General features: G+C 70.6%; 13 protein-coding genes and 1 pseudogene. 7 read left to right on the forward strand and 7 right to left on the reverse strand.

From position 1 onward, the window contains the following. The first annotated feature begins 46 nt into the window (after positions 1 to 46). Both ABFX51_RS20300 and ABFX51_RS20305 read left to right on the forward strand, forming a co-directional pair. Positions 47 to 1,189 (forward strand): Hsp70 family protein, encoded by a 1,143-nt coding sequence (locus ABFX51_RS20300; RefSeq protein WP_346054568.1) that lies wholly within the window; start codon positions 47 to 49, stop codon positions 1,187 to 1,189. Further along, a complete protein-coding gene (locus tag ABFX51_RS20305; RefSeq protein WP_346054570.1) occupies positions 1,186 to 3,423 on the forward strand; it encodes a LuxR C-terminal-related transcriptional regulator in 2,238 nt (745 codons plus the stop codon). The genes ABFX51_RS20300 and ABFX51_RS20305 overlap by 4 nt, the downstream gene beginning before the upstream one ends. On the opposite strand, the gene ABFX51_RS20310 is transcribed toward ABFX51_RS20305, so the two are convergent. Next, complete coding sequence (locus ABFX51_RS20310) at positions 3,420 to 4,064, reverse strand: L,D-transpeptidase (RefSeq protein WP_245783127.1); 645 nt, start codon at positions 4,062 to 4,064, stop codon at positions 3,420 to 3,422. The genes ABFX51_RS20305 and ABFX51_RS20310 overlap by 4 nt on opposite strands. Before the next feature lie 825 nt (positions 4,065 to 4,889). Here ABFX51_RS20310 and ABFX51_RS20315 point away from each other — a divergent pair. Further along, the gene (locus ABFX51_RS20315) at positions 4,890 to 6,677 is read left to right on the forward strand and encodes a rhodanese-like domain-containing protein (RefSeq protein WP_346054571.1); all 1,788 of its coding nucleotides are present in this window, start codon (positions 4,890 to 4,892) and stop codon (positions 6,675 to 6,677) included. 107 nt (positions 6,678 to 6,784) lie between these two features. Here the strand turns inward: ABFX51_RS20315 and ABFX51_RS20320 are convergent, their stop codons facing one another. Beyond that, positions 6,785 to 8,200: a purine-cytosine permease family protein gene (locus ABFX51_RS20320; protein WP_346054572.1), complete on the reverse strand. Its 1,416-nt coding sequence runs from the start codon at positions 8,198 to 8,200 to the stop codon at positions 6,785 to 6,787. A 619-nt stretch (positions 8,201 to 8,819) separates the two neighbouring features. Here ABFX51_RS20320 and ABFX51_RS20325 point away from each other — a divergent pair. The 3 genes from ABFX51_RS20325 (at position 8,820) to ABFX51_RS20335 (ending at position 11,674) form a co-directional block, all read left to right on the forward strand. Next, positions 8,820 to 10,148: a sensor histidine kinase gene (locus ABFX51_RS20325; RefSeq protein ID WP_346054573.1), complete on the forward strand. Its 1,329-nt coding sequence runs from the start codon at positions 8,820 to 8,822 to the stop codon at positions 10,146 to 10,148. Next, entirely contained in the window at positions 10,145 to 10,795 is a 651-nt protein-coding gene (locus tag ABFX51_RS20330) for a response regulator (protein ID WP_346054574.1), read from the forward strand. Before ABFX51_RS20325 ends, ABFX51_RS20330 begins: the two co-directional genes overlap by 4 nt. Positions 10,796 to 11,035: 240 nt before the next feature. Continuing rightward, positions 11,036 to 11,674, forward strand: coding sequence for a hypothetical protein (locus tag ABFX51_RS20335; protein WP_346054575.1), 639 nt, complete (start codon positions 11,036 to 11,038; stop codon positions 11,672 to 11,674). Here the strand turns inward: ABFX51_RS20335 and ABFX51_RS20340 are convergent. From ABFX51_RS20340 to ABFX51_RS20355, 4 genes are all read right to left on the reverse strand, one after another. Beyond that, positions 11,662 to 12,015, reverse strand: a complete 354-nt coding sequence (locus ABFX51_RS20340) for an antibiotic biosynthesis monooxygenase family protein (protein ID WP_346054576.1) — start codon at positions 12,013 to 12,015, stop codon at positions 11,662 to 11,664. The two genes, ABFX51_RS20335 and ABFX51_RS20340, sit on opposite strands and share 13 nt — an antisense overlap. Positions 12,016 to 12,070: 55 nt before the next feature. Then, positions 12,071 to 12,745 carry a hypothetical protein gene (locus ABFX51_RS20345; protein ID WP_245783126.1) on the reverse strand — a complete coding sequence of 225 codons (675 nt, stop codon included), beginning with the start codon at positions 12,743 to 12,745 and terminating at the stop codon, positions 12,071 to 12,073. A gap of 56 nt (positions 12,746 to 12,801) precedes the next feature. Further along, positions 12,802 to 13,206 (reverse strand): SsgA family sporulation/cell division regulator, encoded by a 405-nt coding sequence (locus ABFX51_RS20350; protein ID WP_091509198.1) that lies wholly within the window; start codon positions 13,204 to 13,206, stop codon positions 12,802 to 12,804. A 151-nt stretch (positions 13,207 to 13,357) separates the two neighbouring features. Then, positions 13,358 to 13,834 (reverse strand): Lrp/AsnC family transcriptional regulator, encoded by a 477-nt coding sequence (locus ABFX51_RS20355; RefSeq protein ID WP_091509197.1) that lies wholly within the window; start codon positions 13,832 to 13,834, stop codon positions 13,358 to 13,360. Between the two features lie 252 nt (positions 13,835 to 14,086). On the opposite strand from ABFX51_RS20355, the gene ABFX51_RS20360 reads away from it, so the two are divergent. Further along, positions 14,087 to 15,085 carry a beta-ketoacyl-ACP synthase III gene (locus tag ABFX51_RS20360; RefSeq protein WP_091509195.1) on the forward strand — a complete coding sequence of 333 codons (999 nt, stop codon included), beginning with the start codon at positions 14,087 to 14,089 and terminating at the stop codon, positions 15,083 to 15,085. An 812-nt stretch (positions 15,086 to 15,897) separates the two neighbouring features. Here the strand turns inward: ABFX51_RS20360 and ABFX51_RS20365 are convergent. Continuing rightward, positions 15,898 to 16,530: pseudogene (locus ABFX51_RS20365) on the reverse strand (adenylate/guanylate cyclase domain-containing protein); the annotation flags it as partial. Positions 16,531 to 16,580 lie beyond the last annotated feature (50 nt).

The raw sequence follows: 16,580 nt of genomic DNA on the forward strand, positions 1-16,580 counted from the left end.
GGCGGCCTTTGGTACGAAAGGACGACTCCTAGGAGGCAGCACTCGAATGCGTTACGTCCTCGGTATCGACCTCGGCGGCACCCGGATCAAGGCCGCCGTCTGCCGCCGCGCGGGAGAGGTCTGGGGCGAGCCCGAGGTGGTGTGCTCGCTCGAGTCGGTGCTGCACGTCGCGCCGGACGCGACGGTCGTCGCCGGACCGGAGGCACGCCGCCGCGCGCTGGCCGAGCCCGGCCGGAGCGCGCGGGGTTTCGCGCGCCGCATCGGCGACGACGTGCCCCTGCTGCTGGGCGACGAGCTGTACCGGCCGGAGGCGCTGACCGCGGTCGTCGCGGGCTGGGTGGCCGACGAGGTCGCGGAGGCCGAGGGTGTTGAGGCGGACCGGATCGCCCTCACCCACCCCCCGGGCTGGGGCGGGCACCGGCGGCGGTTGCTGCACGAAGCGCTCGCCGAGGCCGGCCTGCCCGGTGCGTTGTTGCTGCCCACCCCGATCGCGGCGGCCGAGAGCCTGTTCGTGCGGGAGCGGGTCGAGCCAGGCAGCCTGCTCGGGGTGTGCCGGCTGGGCGGCGAGTACGTCGACACGGCGTTGCTGCGGCGTGCGGCGGCGACGTTCGAACTGGTCAGCTCCGACGAGCAGCTCGCGCCCCCGCTCGACGACGTGCTGACCGAGCACGCGGTGGCGCGCGTCGGCGGTGAGGCGGCGCAGCTGCACGACGCGTGCGTCGAAGCCAAGGAGCTGCTCTCGTCGTCGCCGGAGGTGGACCTGCCGGGCCGGCTCACCCGCACGGAGTTCGAACGGCTGGCCGAGCCGTACCTGAGGCTCGCGCTCACGCCGCTGCGCCGGTACGAGCAGCTGTCGGCGGCGCTGCTCGTCGGTGGCACCGCGCGGATCCCGCTCGCCGGACGGCTGGCGGAGGAAGTGCTGGACTGCCGCGTCGTCGTCGACCCCGATCCCGCGACGGCCGCCTGCCGGGGTGCCGCGCTCGCCGCCCGTCCGCCCGCCGAGGCGCCGCCCGCGTCCACCGCGCTGGTGCCCAGGGTGACGGGCCTGCCCGAGCTGGAGCCCGAGGAGGTCTACGATCCCGAACCCAGCCCACCACGCCCCCCGGTGGTGGTGACCCCGCTCGAACCGCCGCGCCGCAGGTTCGTCCCGACCCGGCGGAGCGGTTCCCGAGACGAGGACGACGAGTGATCCTGCTGGACGAACCGACGGAACGCGTGTGCGCGGCCATCGTGGCCGGGGACCTCGCGCCGGTCCGGCTCGCGATCGTCGCACCCGGCGGCTACGGCAAGACGACGGTGCTCGAACGCCTCGCCGGGGCCGACGTGCGCCTGGTCGACGACGCCCACCTGCTCGGCGACGCGGAGCTGGGCGAGCTGTTGCGCTACCTGGAGGACGAGCAGGCGCAGATCGTGATCGCCACCCGGCCGCATCCGCGGCGCGCGGCGCTGAACCAGGTGCTCGCGCGCCTGCGCGGGCAGATCGTGCTGCGCCCGTTCGACGTCGCCCGCACGAAGGCGTTCCTGGAAGCGACGGGCTCGCCGGAGCTGGCGGAGTTCGTGCACGCGCAGACCGGTGGTGTGCCGGGACTGGTCAGGGCGACGTCGGAGCTGAACCTGTTGCGGCACGAACTGGACCACGCGGGCGAGGACGTCGTCCGCTTCCTGTTCGCCGCGGAAGCCGGTGCGGCGGCGGACCAGTCGGGCGCCGTCATCGAGGCCGCGCACGCGACGGGGTTGTTGTCACCGGACGGGCGGCTGCTCCCGATCGCCGCGCGGGCCCTGCGTGAGCTGGTCCCGCAGCCCCGGCAAGTGGCGTTGCGCAGGCAGCTGGTGCAGCGGCAGCTCGAACGCGGCGGTCCCGTGCTGCCGCTGGTGCGCCCGTTGCTGGAGGCCGGGCTGACCGGGCCGGAGATCGGCGCGGCGTTCGAGGCCGCCGCCGACGAGGCGGAACCGGCGCTCGCGGCGAAGCTGTACGAGGCGGCGGCCAAGGCGGGGCGCCGGGTCGGTGCCCGGTGGGCGGAGGCGGTCGCGCGAGCCGGTGACTTCGACGCGGCGTTGCGCCTGGCCGACGAGTTGCTCGCCGCCGAGAACCCCCGTGACCGCGAGGAAGGGGCGCGGGTGGCGGGCACGGCGCTGGCGCACCGCGGTCAGCTCGCGCGCAGCGCGGAGTTGTTCCAGTGGGCGGGCACCGGGGACAGCCGGTGCTTCGCGGCGATCGCGCTCGTCGGCACCGGCCGGGTCCCGGAGGCGCGGAAGGCGCTGGACGAGTGCGCCGGCACGGGTCCGCCGACGTTGCTGTCCGGCGCGGTGAACGGCGCCGCGCGCGGGATCGTCGAGTCGGTGACGGAGCAGCCCGCGGTGGCTCTGTCCACTTTGGTCCGTGCGGCGGAGATGCTGGAACCGGTGTCCAGGCGGCTGCTGCTGCCAGACAGCCCGGCGGCGCTCGGCGCGCTCGTCGCCCTGCACAGCGGTGAGGCGGCGATCGCGGAACCGTTGCTGGAGCGGGCGATCGAGGCGGGTGCGCTGGTCGCGCGGCACCGGTTGCTGCTGGCGTGGATCGCGATGGTGCGCGGTGACGAGGAGACGGCCGTCGCCAGGCTGCGCGAAGCGGGCGACGACCTGTCGCCGCGTGACTGGCTGTTCGCCGTGGGGCTGCGCGTGGGGATCGCGCGGCGGGCGAGCGACCTGGCGGCGCTGCGGCGGATCTGGGGGCAGGCGCGCGAGGCCGTGATCCGGCACCCGGTCGACCTGTTCACCTTCCTGCCGTTCGGGGAGTTCGAGGTCGCGGCGGCCCGGCTGGGGGAGCGGGACCGGCTCGCGCCGCACCTGCGGCAGGCGCGGCAGTTGCTGGCGGCGCTCGGGGAGCCACCGCTGTGGGCGACGGCGTTGCACTGGAGCGGCCTGCACGCGGCGATATTGGCGGAGCAGCCGGAGGAAGCGGCGGAACACGCGCGGGCGCTGGCCACAGGTGCGGCGACGGGACCGTATTTCGCGGCGATGTCGCAGGCGGCGGAGTGCTGGCTGAAGGTGCTGGGCGGCGAGGTGGATCCGGTCGCCGTCGAAGCCGCGGCCAGGGCACTGCACGACGTCGGGCTGTGCTGGGACGGCGCGAGGCTGGCCGGTCAGGCGGCGATCCGCACGTCGGACCGCAAGGTGATGGTGACCCTGCTGGACTGCGCGAGGGTGCTGCAGGGCCGCGACCCGGCGCCGACGCCGGGCCCGGCGCGCCTGAGCGAGCGTGAGCGGCAGGTGGCGGAGCTGGTGCTCGCCGGCCTGACGTACAAGCAGATCGGCGACCGCCTGTTCATCTCGGCGAAGACCGTCGAGCACCACATGGCGCGCATGCGGCAGCGGCTCGGCGCCGGCAGCCGCAGCGAGTTGCTCGCCGAGCTGCGGGCCGAGCTGGAGCCGGCGGAGGGTTAGGGGACGACCTGCACGGGGTCGCCGACGCTGAGGGTGCTGAAGAACTTCAGCGACGCGGCGCTGGAGAGGTGCACGCAGCCGTGCGACGGGGTGGAAAGGCTGCCCTGGTGGAAGGCGTCGCCGGGGTAGAAGAAGACCGAGTTCGGCATCGGCGCGTTGTCGAACTCCTTGCTGTAGTGCATCTTCTCCTTGTAGAGCACGTGGAACATGCCGGTCGGCGTCGCGTAGCCCTTGCGTCCGGTGGTGATCGGGACGGGGCCGTAGACGACCTTGCCGCCGCTGAGCAGCCAGGCCTTCTTCGCGGAGATGTCGACGCAGGCGCCGTCGGTGACGGTGCACGGCACGGCCGGGTTGGCGGCGGGCTGGGGCGTCGTCTTCTTCGTCGTGGAGGACGGCTTGGGGGTGGTCTTCGACGTGCTGGTGGTGCTCGTCGTGCTGGTAGTGCTCGTTGTGCTCGGGGCCGCCGTCGTGGAGGGCGGTGCCGTGGTCGCGGGCGGGGTGGTCGCCGAGCTGGTCGAGGTAGGCGTGCTGACCGCGGCGAGCGGCTGCGAGCCACCGCCCTCGGTGCTCCCGCCACACCCCACCAGCGCAACGGCCGCGGCCGCGCCGGTCAAGGCCATCCAGATCTTGTTCACGCGCACGCGGTCCCCCTCGATTCGCCGTTCCCTGACACCAGTTGAGACGCCCACATCACCCGGAAGGTTGACGCACAGCGGTCACGATCTTGTTGCGAGCGGGTCTTTTGAGGGGTTTGGGGGGCGGGGCCCGTAGGGGGCTAGGCGTGTGTGCCAGCTGGCCGGTGAGGCGGCGCCAGCCGCCGCTGGTGGGGCCTCTGCCCGGTGGCCGACACCAACCAAGTACTGCCGGGGGTCACCATCGGGCGACACGGCATCCGCCGCGACTGGCGGGGCCGCCAGGAGCGCGCCCGGCAACCGCCACCAGCCGCCGCTGCCGGGGCCGGTGCCGGTGCCGGTGCCTGGCGGCCGGGAGCCGCTACTGCCGAGGCCGCTACCCCGGCACATGCCGCCGCTGGCGGGGCCACCAGGAGCACGCCCGGCAACCGCCACCAACCCTCGCCAGTCCCCGCTGTACTGCTCACCCCACCTAGTCGGCCACTGCCCCCAGCCACTCACGCCACCGCGCCGCACGCCGCCAGCCACCGCACCCACGCGCAGCCCACGGATCGAGGTGGCATGCCCCCGGAAGGCGGTCTCGCCGAGTTCTGGTGTGGAAACGCCTGCTGCCGCCGCGGCACCTTCCCTACGCGAAACCCCCACCCCGCCGAGATTCCCCGCTCATCCGGCACCTCCTGCCAAAGGACGCAACCACCTCCACCCACCCCGCGCGGGAAGACCCCGCCGGACGGAACTCGTGGCAGCGACCTGCCTGTCCGGATCTCCTAGCCCGCCCGTTTGCCCCGCCCGGCTCGCTCGCCACGGACTGGCGGCCGGTGGTGGGATGGAGGTATGCGATACATCATCATCGGCGCCGGGGCGATCGGCTCGACGGTTGCGGCCCAGCTGCACCTCGCCGGGGTTCCGGTCCTGCTGATCGTCCGCGGCGAGCACGGCGAGGCCATCCGCGAGAGGGGTTTGCGGTACTTCCGGCCGTCCGGGGAGCAGGTGGTGCGGGTCCCGGTCGCGGGCGGCGCGGAAGAGGTGGAGCTGAAACCGGACGACGTGCTCGTGCTCGCGACCAAGACCCAGGACACCGAGGCGGTCCTGCAGGAGTGGTCGTGGCGCCCGGCCGGTGACGGCGTCGCAGCCGACCTGCCGATCGTGAGTCTGCAGAACGGCCTCGAGAACGAGCGCGCGGCGTTACGCCGGTTCCGGACGGTCTTCGGGGCCGCGTTGTGGCAGCCCGCCACCTTCGTTCGCCCCGGTGAGGTCAGCGCGGACGGTGCCGAGAAGCCGGGCATCTTCTGGCTCGGCCGCTACCCGTCAGGTGACGATCCCCGGCTGTCGCGGATCGCGGAGGATTTCCGGGCCGCGGACTTCGCGGTGCAGCTCGTGCCGGACCTCGTGCGCTGGAAGGCGGGCAAGCTGCTGGGCAATCTCGGCAACGCGGTCGAGGCCCTGTACGGGCCGAAGAAACGTGTGACCGCGCAGCTGCAGGCCGAGGCCCGGCGCGTGTTCGCGGCGGCCGGGATCTCGGCGGCCGACCTGGTGGCGGAGTCCGAGATCCCGATATCGCTCGCGAAGGCGGTGGAGAACCCGGCTCGACCACGGGTCGGGAGTTCGACGTCGCAGAGTCTCGCGCGTGGCCGGTCCGTCGAGGGGGATTTCCTGAACGGCGAGATCGTGTTGCTGGGGAGGTTGCACGGGGTTCCGACGCCGCTCAACGAGGCGGTGCAGCACCGTCTCGGCCTGGCGGCGGAACGGCAGGAGCAGCCCGGCACGGCGGACCTCGACGAGCTGCCGATGGCCGTGCCGCCCGTGCTGATCAGCGGTGAGGAGCTGGCGCGGCAGCTGGAGTCCGCGGATCCCCCGGTGTTGCTGGACGTCCGGTGGGCACTCGGCGACCCGCACGGGCACCAGCACTACCTGGACGGACATATCCCCGGCGCGGTGTACGTGGATTTGGACACGGAGCTGGCCGCCCCGCCGGTGCCGACCGAAGGACGACACCCGCTGCCGGACATCGACGCCCTGCAGGCAGCCGCCCGGCGCTGGGGCATCCGAGAAGGCAGCCGCGTCGTCGCGTACGACAACGGCGGAAACCTCGCGGCCGCTCGTGCCTGGTGGTTGTTGCGCTGGGCAGGGGTGAGCGATGTCCGACTGCTCGACGGCGGCCTTCCCGCCTGGGGCGACCGTCCTCTTGAGACGGGTTTCGGTCCCAGCCCGGAACCGGGAGACGTCGTCCTCAAGCCAGGCAACATGCCCGTCATCGACATGGACGAGGCCGGGCAGTTCGACGGCGTTCTGCTCGACGCCCGAGCCGCCGAGCGCTACCGCGGCGAGCAGGAACCGGTGGATCCCCGGGCCGGTCACATCCCCGGTGCCGTGAGCGCCCCCACCGGCGAGAACCTGACGGCCGACGGACACTTCCGCCCAGTCGACGAGCTGGCCGCACGGTTCAGCTCACTGGGCGCGGACGGCGATCGCGTCGCCGTCTACTGCGGTTCGGGTGTGACCGCGGCGCACGAGGTCGCCGCACTCGCCGTCGCCGGCATCGAGGCCGCCCTCTACCCCGGGTCGTGGTCCCAGTGGTCGAACCACCCGGACCGTCCGGTTGTCACCGGCCCCAACCCCTGACAGCAGCTCGTGAGGTCCTCGCGGGTGGTGGCAGGGCTCCTCCTCGTCACCACCCGCTCGGCCGCCCCAGGGACTTCTGGGCTGTCGAGAGCCCGAGCCCCTCAGTCTCACTGTCCGCGTTCGCTCGTCCCCTCGCCGAGCTCCGCTCCACCGCGTGACCGCACCAGCACGAGGAGGAGGGCGTACACCGCTCCCGAAACCACCAGCCCGACGTAGTAGGCAAGGTCAGCGCCGTGGGCGGCCGCGGCGACGGGGCCTGTGAAGATGCTCGTGTTCATGAACGGCACTGCAGCGGCACAACCGACCGTGAACGCCACCAGAGCGGGCCAGCCCGCCTGCGGTTTCGCGGCGTCGGCGAGCACGTCGAACCGGCGCCCACGCTTCGTGCGGATCCACCAGTCGATCACCGCCACCCCGACGAACGGCGGGATCCAGTACCCGATCACCAGCAACACGTCCTCGAACTTCGAGGCCAGGTCACCACTGTGCATCCACAGGATCAGCGCGAACGCGATCACGGTCACCACCACCGCCGAAACGGGACGCCGCAGCCGGACGCCCACGGTCTGCAGTGCGAGCGAGCCGCTGTAGTCGTTCATCGCGTTGGACGAAACCGCGGTCAACGCGATTACCAGCAGGGCCACTCCGCCGAGGACTCCGCCGCCGAGCAACGTGCTGATTCCCGCCGTGGTCTGGTCGCTCAGCGTCTGTCCGGCAGCCAATCCCAGCGCTTCACCCCACACGAACGACAGCGTCACTCCGAGGAGCGTGTAGAGGAACGCCCGCGGTCGCGACGTCGTCGGCGGCAGGTACCTGCTGAAGTCCGAGGCGTAGCTCGCCCAGGAGATCGACAGGCTCAGCGCGATCGTGCTGAACAGCAGAAACGCACCGACGAGATCCGCGCCCGACACGCTGTTGTCCACCACCACCGCATGCCCGCTCAGCAACCTGACGGTCAGCACGACGAAGAAGACCGCGATGATCGCCGTCATCACCGCCTGGACCCGGTGGATCACCTCGTACCCCAGCACACCCACCGCGCACTGCAGGAGCAAGACGATCGCCACTGCCAGCCAGAACGGCATCCCGACCAGCTGAGCGAGCGCGTCGCCGCCGAAAAGCCCCACCAGGGCGTCCCACGCGATCGAGTTGAACCATTGCACCAACCCCGGCAGAACCACCGTCCTCCGGAAGGGCAGCCGCGCGAGAGGCAGCTGCGCCGTGCCGGTTCGAGGTCCCCACGTCGCCAGGTAGGCAACGGGAATCGCACCGAGGATCGTCCCGAGCAGCAGCGCGACCAGTCCCGTACCGAAACCGAGCCCGAGCCCGGCACCGAGTGTTCCGGAGAACACGGCGGTCATCGTGAGGTTCGGTGCGAAGAACACCGTGAGCAGGCGCACCGGCCGGCCGAACCGGTTGCCGACTGGCACGGGCGTGATCCCGTGCGACTCGATCACGAGGTCACCAGCGCGGGTGGGCATCCGGCCGCCGAACACCTCCGCTGTCAGCGCAGTCCTGTCCATGGGCATCACCGTCTCACAGAACCTTCACCTTCTTCCTGTCCGCTTGCGCACACTGGCCTCCCCGTGGAGCCAGTCGGCTCCATTCACTGCCACCCCGGAAGCTCGTTGAACAGCGCCAAAATGCTGGGCGCTTGTCTCACCGCGCGATGAAGGCTCGCCCGTCACCTGCGTCATCGCCCGGGGTGGCATAAGAGATCCGCTAGCGCTCCTCCCCGCTTCTCCAACAACCTCTGTCCTTTGTGGATCCATGTCGGAGGGGCGCGTGTCGTCTTGGCGGGCAGGTCGATCTCTGGCGCAAGTAGACCTGCGCCCGGCTTGGTTCTGCTGGCCCCAGGTGTCCTTCGGAGGATGTCGTCGCCTGGCAGTCGATGCTGGAACCAATAACCGTCCTCGCGCGTGGCGTAGTGCGCTCCGCGGGCGGCTTCCTGTTGCTGCGCGCAAAGCATGCTGCGCAGAGCCAGGGGCAAGTCGTGCAAAACCTTGTGGCACCACGAGAACATGATCAACCTACCTGTTCGAAGAAGATTCAGATTCGGCCGGATGACTCTGCGCGGCCTCGAAGACGACCGTAGCAGATATCGAAAGCCTGTTCGACACACTTTCGGGTGTCTCACTGTCGATGTTCCAGAAAAGATCTGTCTTTTGGCCGATGGTGCTCGACATGAATCTGCGCCAGTCTCGAACCCGGTTCGACCAATGGGGAAGGAGCGATGATGTGGACGGTACGACCCTCAGCCTCGGCGGCCCGTGGAGTCGCGGTACCGGGCAGGAAGCAGCACCGCGCGAGGGTGCGAGACGGCTTCGGCAGCCCTGGCTCTGGTGCTCGGCGATCCTTGCGATCGCAGCGGTTGTCGTTCTCGCGGGATCACCTCGGGTGCCGAACGTGCTCGTCGCGTCCGCCGTGATCGTCATCGCCGCGGCTGTCGTGGGCCTCGAGCCACGAGCTCGCCGTGGGCTGGAGCCCTGCCTCGGCTTTGCGGTGGTGGCGTCGGTGACGGCGACGCCGGCAGCCGGCGGCACAACGAACGGCGGCGCGTTGGCCTGGCTCGTGGTGGAGACCGCCTTCATGCTGGTGCTCCTCGCGCGAGCGGTGCGGGTGTTGCCCCCGGTGCGGGCGGCCATCGGCTCATTGCTCGCCATAGTCGCCGTCGTCTCGTCAACCCTGCGGGTCACGTTGCTGCCCCGTGCCTCCCCTGACGCGGCGCAGGTGGCCGGCCTGGCTTGCAGCTGGTTCGTCCTCGCCGCGGCTGCCACAGCTGTCGGGCTGTACCTCCGGCATCTGGACGAGGTGCGCGAGCACACGGTGGCAGCGGCCAGGCGGGAGCAACGTGTGCAGCTTGCCGGGGAGGTGCACGACTGGCTCGCCCACGAAGTGACGGCGATCGTGCTTGAGGCGCAGGCGACTCGGATCGGCTCCGACTCGCTCGAAATGGTGGCGTCGTTGCGGCGCATCGAGGAGGCGGGCGTCCGTGCTCTGGATTCACTCGACCGCACTGTCCGGCTTCTTGCCGCGCCTTCCGGGTCGCGACATGCGCTTCCGCAGGGGGCTCGACGCGCTGACTTCGCCGGGATCGTCGAACGGTTCGCGAGAACGAGTTCGGCACGGGTCGAACTGCTGACGGAAGAAGGAGTTGGCGATGTGCCGCCCGAGGTTGCCGCGACAGCCGAACAGGTTCTGCGCGAGGCACTCACGAACGTGCGACGGCATGCGTCCTCCGCCGCGCTGGTGCGGGTAGCGGTGCACCGACGCGGGGCTGAGTTGGTCGTGACGGTGGATGACGACGGAGACGGGCGCCGGGCTCGGCCGCGGTTCGGTCGGCGGGTCTCCGGTGGAACCGGGTTGCCGCTGCTGACAGGACGAGTAGAGGCGTTGGGTGGGCGGCTCCAAGCCGGACGCCGCGAACGTGGAGGCTGGGCGGTGCGTGCGGTGATTCCGGTGCGGGCATGACCGGGGTCAGGGTGCTCATCGCCGACGATCAGGAGGCGGTGCGCCGGAATCTCCGGCGGATTCTGGAGGCCGAACCGGACTTGCGGGTGATCGGGGAGGCAGCGGACGGCGCGGCGGCGATCGAACGCGCGCGGGTGTTGCAGCCGGACGTCGTGCTGGTGGATGTCCGGATGCCCGGGCTCGACGGCCTCGCGGTGACGAGAGCTCTGGCTGGGCCGGACGTCGAGCAGCCTCTGCGGGTCGTCGTCATCACGACCTTCGAACTCGACGAGTACGTGTACGGCGCGATCCGCAACGGAGCCGCGGGGTTCCTCCTCAAGCGGTCTGGCCCAACACTGCTCGTGGAGGGCGTGCGTGCCGCGGTCTCCGGCGACATGCTGATCAGTCCGGAGGTGACCGTCCAGCTGCTCCGGCACCTCACGACCCTGACGCCAGCGGCGGTGCCCACGGAGCCACTGACCGCTCGCGAACTGGCGGTGGCGTCACTCGTCGCCGAGGCGAAGACGAATCTGGAGATCGCTGCGGAGTTGTCCATCTCCGTGGGCACAGTGAAATCGCATCTTATGCACGTGCAGCGGAAGCTCAGGTTGCGCAACCGAGTCGCAGTCGCTGCCTGGGTGTGGGAAAGCGGCCGGAAAGGAAGGTGATCGAGGCAAAGAGCAACCGGGCGACCAGCCGTTACTCTCCGCATGATCGAGCCCAGCTCGCGTCACCCGATAGAGTTGACTTTCTGCTTGATCGACGAAACTGAGACTGTTTCGTCATTGGGTGAGGCATCACCCTGGTAGCTTCGGGCGCGCCGCGTAGCAAAGAAAACTGCCGTCGGGTGATGGCCGGTTCCGCTGCGGGCGTCGAAGCTGATCAGACGGTGCCACTGGAGGATTGTGATGGCGCGCGCGGGTCTGCGCAGCAGGCCGGGTGACATCGTTACGGCGATTCAGATGGCCGATCGGACGGGCATCGTCGCCCACAGTGCCCCGCCGGCCGCGGAAGAGCCCAAGCCGGTGGAGATCACGCCGTCGGTACTGGTCGCTGCGACGGAACCCCAACGACCGGCCGGACGACGGGTTCGCCGCAACCTCGCCTTCACCTGCGCCGCGGCGTTGTTCCTGGTGGCGGGTTGGGTCAGCGGAGGGATGTTCGGGCAGCAGGACCCCGAGCCGACGCCCGCGCTGGCGGTGGGCACGGTTCCCGCGCCGGTGCAAAGCAGCGTCCAGCCGTCGGCTGAGCCGCCTGCTACCCGTGAGGTGGTTCCTGCTCCTCAGGCGCCCCAGACCACGGCGCCGGCCGTCTCCCAGAAGCAGGTTGTCCCGAGCGGTAAGCGCACCAGCAAGACCACCACGACGACTCCGGCCAAGCCGAGCGTGCAAGAGCGAGCCGACCTTCCTGACGCCGACTCGGGCCCGCTGCAGGATCCGGTGGACAGCCTGGGCGAGCAGCTCGAGCGGATGTTCGGGCCGTGGACGTGGGGTAGCGGCGGCACGCAGGTCTACCGCAGCCACGACTTCCACGTCTACGGCCGCTGAAGCCGCCTGTTCCGGCGGAAGCCGTAGCTGCGCTCGACCCGGGCGACCTGGACCTCGAACGCGTCGTACCACCGTTCGCGGCCGGTCTGGCGGGCGAGCGTGTGCTCGGCGTGCGAGCGCCAGGCGGCGATCGATTCCTCATCGCGCCAGTACGAGACCGTGATGCCCAGCCCGTCGTTTCCGCGCGCGGAGTCGACGCCCAGGAAACCCGGTTGCTCTGCGGCCAGCTTCAACATGCGCTCTGACGTCGGCTCGTAGTCGTCACCGGTGTCGTGGAAGCGTGAGGTGAAGATGACCGCGTAGTAAGGCGGTTCGGGGAAGCGGCCGGCACCCAATTCCATACAGGTTGTATACGGTCTGTGTGCAGTGTGGAGCAAGGCATTTCGCGCGGAGAGGTCAGGAGTTGAGGGCGCCGACCGCCCAGGCGACCACGAGGAGGGCTATGACGAGGGAGATGGCTGACTGCACCATCATCGTGAGCTTCGCCCAGGGGCGGAGGGGCATCACGTCCGTGGGGCTGAAGGCCGTCGAGTTGGTGAAGGAGAGGTAGAGGTAGTCGGGATAGGTCGGCCGCCAGTTCCGGCCCGCGAACTCGGGTGACGTCATCTGGGGGAACAGGAAGTCCGGGAACTCTTGCTCGCCGGTCGCGCGCTGGCCGGGCCCACCGCGGTCGAACTCCCAGTACCAGAGGGAGAAGGCGACGACATTGGTCCAGTAGACGATGGCGGCGCTCGCCAGAACCGGACCGGGGCGATTGGTGATCGACCCGGAGATGATGCCGTCGACCAGCTGAACGGCGGAAGCCGCGTTGGCGATGCTCACCACGGCCACCACGGACAGCGCGATGCCGCGCTCCACCGGGGTGCGCTTGCTGACCCGCCCCGGGTTGACGAGCAGCAATGCGATCACGAGCAGACCGGTGACGGCGGGCAACACCCACCAGGGGCGCAACACCAGCTCGTTGGGCAACAGCAGCTGGAGCGCGACCGTGCCGACGACGACCGCGGCCGCGGGTGAACGGTGCTCGCCCCGCGTCGGGGCGCGCCATGCCGGTGCCTCGTCCGAGTCCACGCGGCTGACGGTAACGGTCGCGGCTCCTCAGGAGCCCGCGACGTGCCGGGCGCGGGTCAGACGTTCGTGATCTCGGCGATGAACGCGTCGACGTCGAAGTGCTCGCTCTCGGCGCCGATCGGCACGATCTCCGCGGAGACGTCCAGGAAACGCTCGACGTCCTCGCGATCCATCTCCACCAGAGCGTAACCGTCCGGTGACTCGATCTCGAGAATCAGCAGGTCGTCGTCGTTCGCCAGATCGGGCCGGACCCGGACGTCCCCGAGGCCCGCCGGCTCCGACAGGCCGCGCACGAGCAGTTCCCTGGCGAAGGTCCACTCCACCCAGCGGCCCCGCTCGGTGCGGAAAGCGATGTTGACCGCGAACGGCTCGGTGCCCACATAGGACAGTCGAGACAGGACCGGAGCGGGAGAACCGTTCAGCGTGACGAACTGACTCTGGTTGACGGCTTCGGTGTTCACGTGCCTCTCCTCGTGCTCTGGGTCCGCGCCACGCGCGAACCGATCGGACAGCCAGGAGATGGCGTTGAGCGCCGATGATGATGCCCGGTGAAAGACTTTCACGCGATCCGGTGCAATCGGTCCGAACGTGTAACGCGTGACCCGCTTGGGGTCAGCCGCCGTTCAGGGGAACCGTCAGCCCGACCTTCACACGGTCCATCACGACGCTGGTGGTGAAGTGGCGCACCTCACCGTTGTCGAAGAAGGTCCGGCGGGTGAACTCCTCGAACTCTGCCATGTCCCGGCACATGACCACCAGCACGAAGTCCGCCGAGCCCGTCACGTAGTAACACTGCTGCACCGCCGGGTCGCTCAGCACCTGCTTGCGGAACGCCTCGAGCACCTCGATGCGCTCCCGCTCCATCTCGACGCCGACGATGAACGTCATGTCCACGCCGACCGAGCGGGGCTCGACGACCGCCACCTCCTTGGCGATCACCCCTGTCGCCCGCAGCCGCTTGATCCGGCGCTGTACAGCTGCGGTGGACAGGCCGACCTGAGCGCCGATGGACTCGGCGATCGTGCGGCAATCCACCTGCAGCCTGCTGAGGATGGCTTGGTCCAGGGGGTCGAGTTCGGCAGCAGGCACCTTCGCATCCTAGCGAGAAACTGCAGATCAGAGCACTGATTGCGCAAGTTCGGAGAAGTCCGCCTCGGCTCGCGGCCGATCAGGTGGGCGAGGCGGGCTCGTCACGGTGCCTCTGTCCTTTGTGGAGGAATGACCGCTTGTTCCACCGGGAGTTCCACCGCCTTTACCAGCCTGTAGTCCTTTCGGGCGGCGCGATAGTGACCTGGAACACAACTCACCGGTCTACCGAGTGGTAGGCCCTACAAGTGAAACATGCAGAAGGGGCATTCCGCGGTCGTCGCCGGGCTGGGCGCCTGGCTGCCCCCACGAGTGGTGGACAACGACGAGCTCTCGCGGAGCCTCGACACCTCCGATGAGTGGATCCGCACCCGCACCGGGATCCGAGAACGGCGGATCGCCGACGCCGACACGTCCACAGTGGACCTGGCGGTACAGGCGGGAGGGAACGCCCTCCGCAGCGCGGGTTCCGACGTCGTGGACGCACTCGTGCTGGCCACCTCGACAGCCGATCAGCTGTGTCCCGCCAGTGCTCCGCAGGTGGCGTCCGGGCTGGGCCTCAGCGGGATCGCCGCGTTCGACGTGAACGCCGTGTGCAGCGGCTTCCTGTACGCGCTCGCGACGGCGGGCGGGCTGATCGCGGGGGGCATCGCCAACCGGGTGCTGGTCATCGGCGCCGACGTCTTCAGCCGGCTGTGCGACCCGGAGGACCGGAGCACCCTGCCGATCTTCGGGGACGGGGCCGGCGCGGTGGTGCTGCGCGCGGGTGACGCGGATGAGCCCGGCGCGCTCGGTCCGATCGACCTGCACAGTGACGGAGAACTCGCCGACCTGCTGATCGTGCCCGCGGGCGGGGCGCGGCAGCGGGTGTCCGCGGAGCCGCACGACTACTTCCTGACCATGCAGGGCACGACGGTGTTCCGCCACGCCTGTGCCCGCATGGCGGAGTCGGCGCGGACGGTGCTGGAGCGGGCGGGGCAGGATGTGGCCGACGTGGACCGCTTCGTCGGGCACCAGGCGAACCTGCGCATCCTGCAGGCGACCGCCAAGCAGCTCGGGCTGCCCGAGGACCGGGTGGTGGCGAACATCGCCCGCACCGGGAACACCAGCGCGGCTTCGATCCCGCTCGCTCTTGCGGACGCGTGCGAGGACGGCAGCCTGCGGCCGGGGCACCGGGTGCTCATGACGGCCTTCGGGGCGGGGCTCACCTGGGGATCCACGCTGCTGACCTGGCCGGATGTGAAGCCGGGCTGACCGCGGTGCGGGCGACCGCGACGGGGCGCGGTGAGTCTGCCGGGCTGCCTGGGGCCGTGGCGGGTGGTTGGGAAGCCAAGGTACGCATCGGTGTGGTGGGGCTGGGGGCGCGGGACGAACCCGAGCAGCGACGGACCGGCGACACGGAAGCGTTGGGGGCGTGGCGGCTGGTTGGGAAGCGGAGCTTCGCATCGGTGGGGCTGCTGGTGAGGCCGAGGCAGCTTTGGACCCGGCCCTACGGGTGGGGCGGGTAGCCGCTGGTGCTGGCCGGCACGCGGACATTGGCAGACCGTGGGGGTGCCAGGCAGACGGAGCCGGTGGTGGTCGCAGAGCCGGGCGACGGGGTGGGGCGGGCTCGCCTGGGACGGCAACAGCCGAACCTGAGGCAGCGGCCGAGCTGAGCCGGGCGGAGATGGCCGCGGGGTGGGACCAGCGGCAGTCCCGGACGGGACGCGACGCGACCTCCGGCAGCCGCCGTGACGGGGCGGGGTCTGAGACGGTTGCGAGGTGGGGCTGTCCATGAGGCCACGGGCGCGGCACGAACCTGCGGCAGCCGCCGCGCCGGGCAAGGACCGGCGGCAGGGACGGCGCTCACGCCGCCCGAGGCGTGCCGACCCGCCTGCCACCCGGGGAACGCCGACCCGCCTGCCATCTGAGGCGTGCCGAGCCGCGTGCCACCCGAGGCGCGGCAACCCGCGTGTCACCCGAGGCGTGCCGACCCGCCTGCCACCCGGGGCGTGCCGACCCGCCTGCCGCCCGAGGCGCGGCGACCCGCGTGCCACGCAACAACCCCCCAGATACCCCGAAAGCGCTTACGCCGTCCAGGTGGATGTGGGGATTTCCCGGCCCCTCAGGCGGATCTTCCGGTACGCCGACCACTGGTTGCGCTCGGCGGTTGCCGCCGCGGTGACCACCGCTTCGCTCGCCAGGATGCGGCCCGGGACCTTCTTCGCGTGCTCGGTCAGCCGGGCGGCCTCGTTCACCGCGTCGCCGATCACCGTGTACTCCAGGCGGCTGCGGGCACCCAGCTGCCCCGCGAACACGCGCCCGCTCGCCACCCCGATCCCCAGGTCCAGCTCACCCGCCGCCAGCACCTCGTCCCGGATCGCGCGGGCCGCGGACAGTGCCAGGGTCTCCGCACCGGCCAGCCGGGTCGGCGCGCCGAACACGCACAACGCCGCGTCACCCTGGAACTTGTTCACCAGGCCACCCCTGGCGTCCACCACCGACACCACACTGCCGAACAGGCGGTTCAGCTTCCGCACGATCTCCTCCGGCGAACTCGCGTACGCCAGCGCCGTCGAGTCCACCACGTCCACGAACAACGCCGTCACCTCGCGCACATCGCCCGACAGCGAGATCCCGTGCTCCAGCGCGTGCCTCGCCACGTCGTCGCCCACGTGCCTGCCGAACAGGTCCCGCATCCGGTCCCGCTCCCGTGTCCCGCGTCAAGAATCTGGCTCAGTTTTCTTGGATGAAAGTTGTGCTTGTTGAT

This window comes from Amycolatopsis dongchuanensis (assembly GCF_039542405.1).
Taxonomy (GTDB): Bacteria; Actinomycetota; Actinomycetes; order Mycobacteriales; family Pseudonocardiaceae; genus Amycolatopsis_E; species Amycolatopsis_E sacchari.

Bases quoted from the DNA above. Each gene is read 5' to 3' on its own strand.
- ABFX51_RS20300 (WP_346054568.1), top strand. From the start codon at position 47: ATGCGTTACGTCCTCGGTATCGACCTCGGCGGCACCCGGATCAAGGCC.
- ABFX51_RS20315 (WP_346054571.1), top strand. From the start codon at position 4,890: ATGCGATACATCATCATCGGCGCCGGGGCGATCGGCTCGACGGTTGCG.
- ABFX51_RS20320 (WP_346054572.1), bottom strand. From the start codon at position 8,200: ATGGACAGGACTGCGCTGACAGCGGAGGTGTTCGGCGGCCGGATGCCC.
- ABFX51_RS20325 (WP_346054573.1), top strand. From the start codon at position 8,820: ATGTTCCAGAAAAGATCTGTCTTTTGGCCGATGGTGCTCGACATGAAT.
- ABFX51_RS20330 (WP_346054574.1), top strand. From the start codon at position 10,145: ATGACCGGGGTCAGGGTGCTCATCGCCGACGATCAGGAGGCGGTGCGC.
- ABFX51_RS20335 (WP_346054575.1), top strand. From the start codon at position 11,036: ATGGCGCGCGCGGGTCTGCGCAGCAGGCCGGGTGACATCGTTACGGCG.
- ABFX51_RS20340 (WP_346054576.1), bottom strand. From the start codon at position 12,015: ATGGAATTGGGTGCCGGCCGCTTCCCCGAACCGCCTTACTACGCGGTC.
- ABFX51_RS20360 (WP_091509195.1), top strand. From the start codon at position 14,087: ATGCAGAAGGGGCATTCCGCGGTCGTCGCCGGGCTGGGCGCCTGGCTG.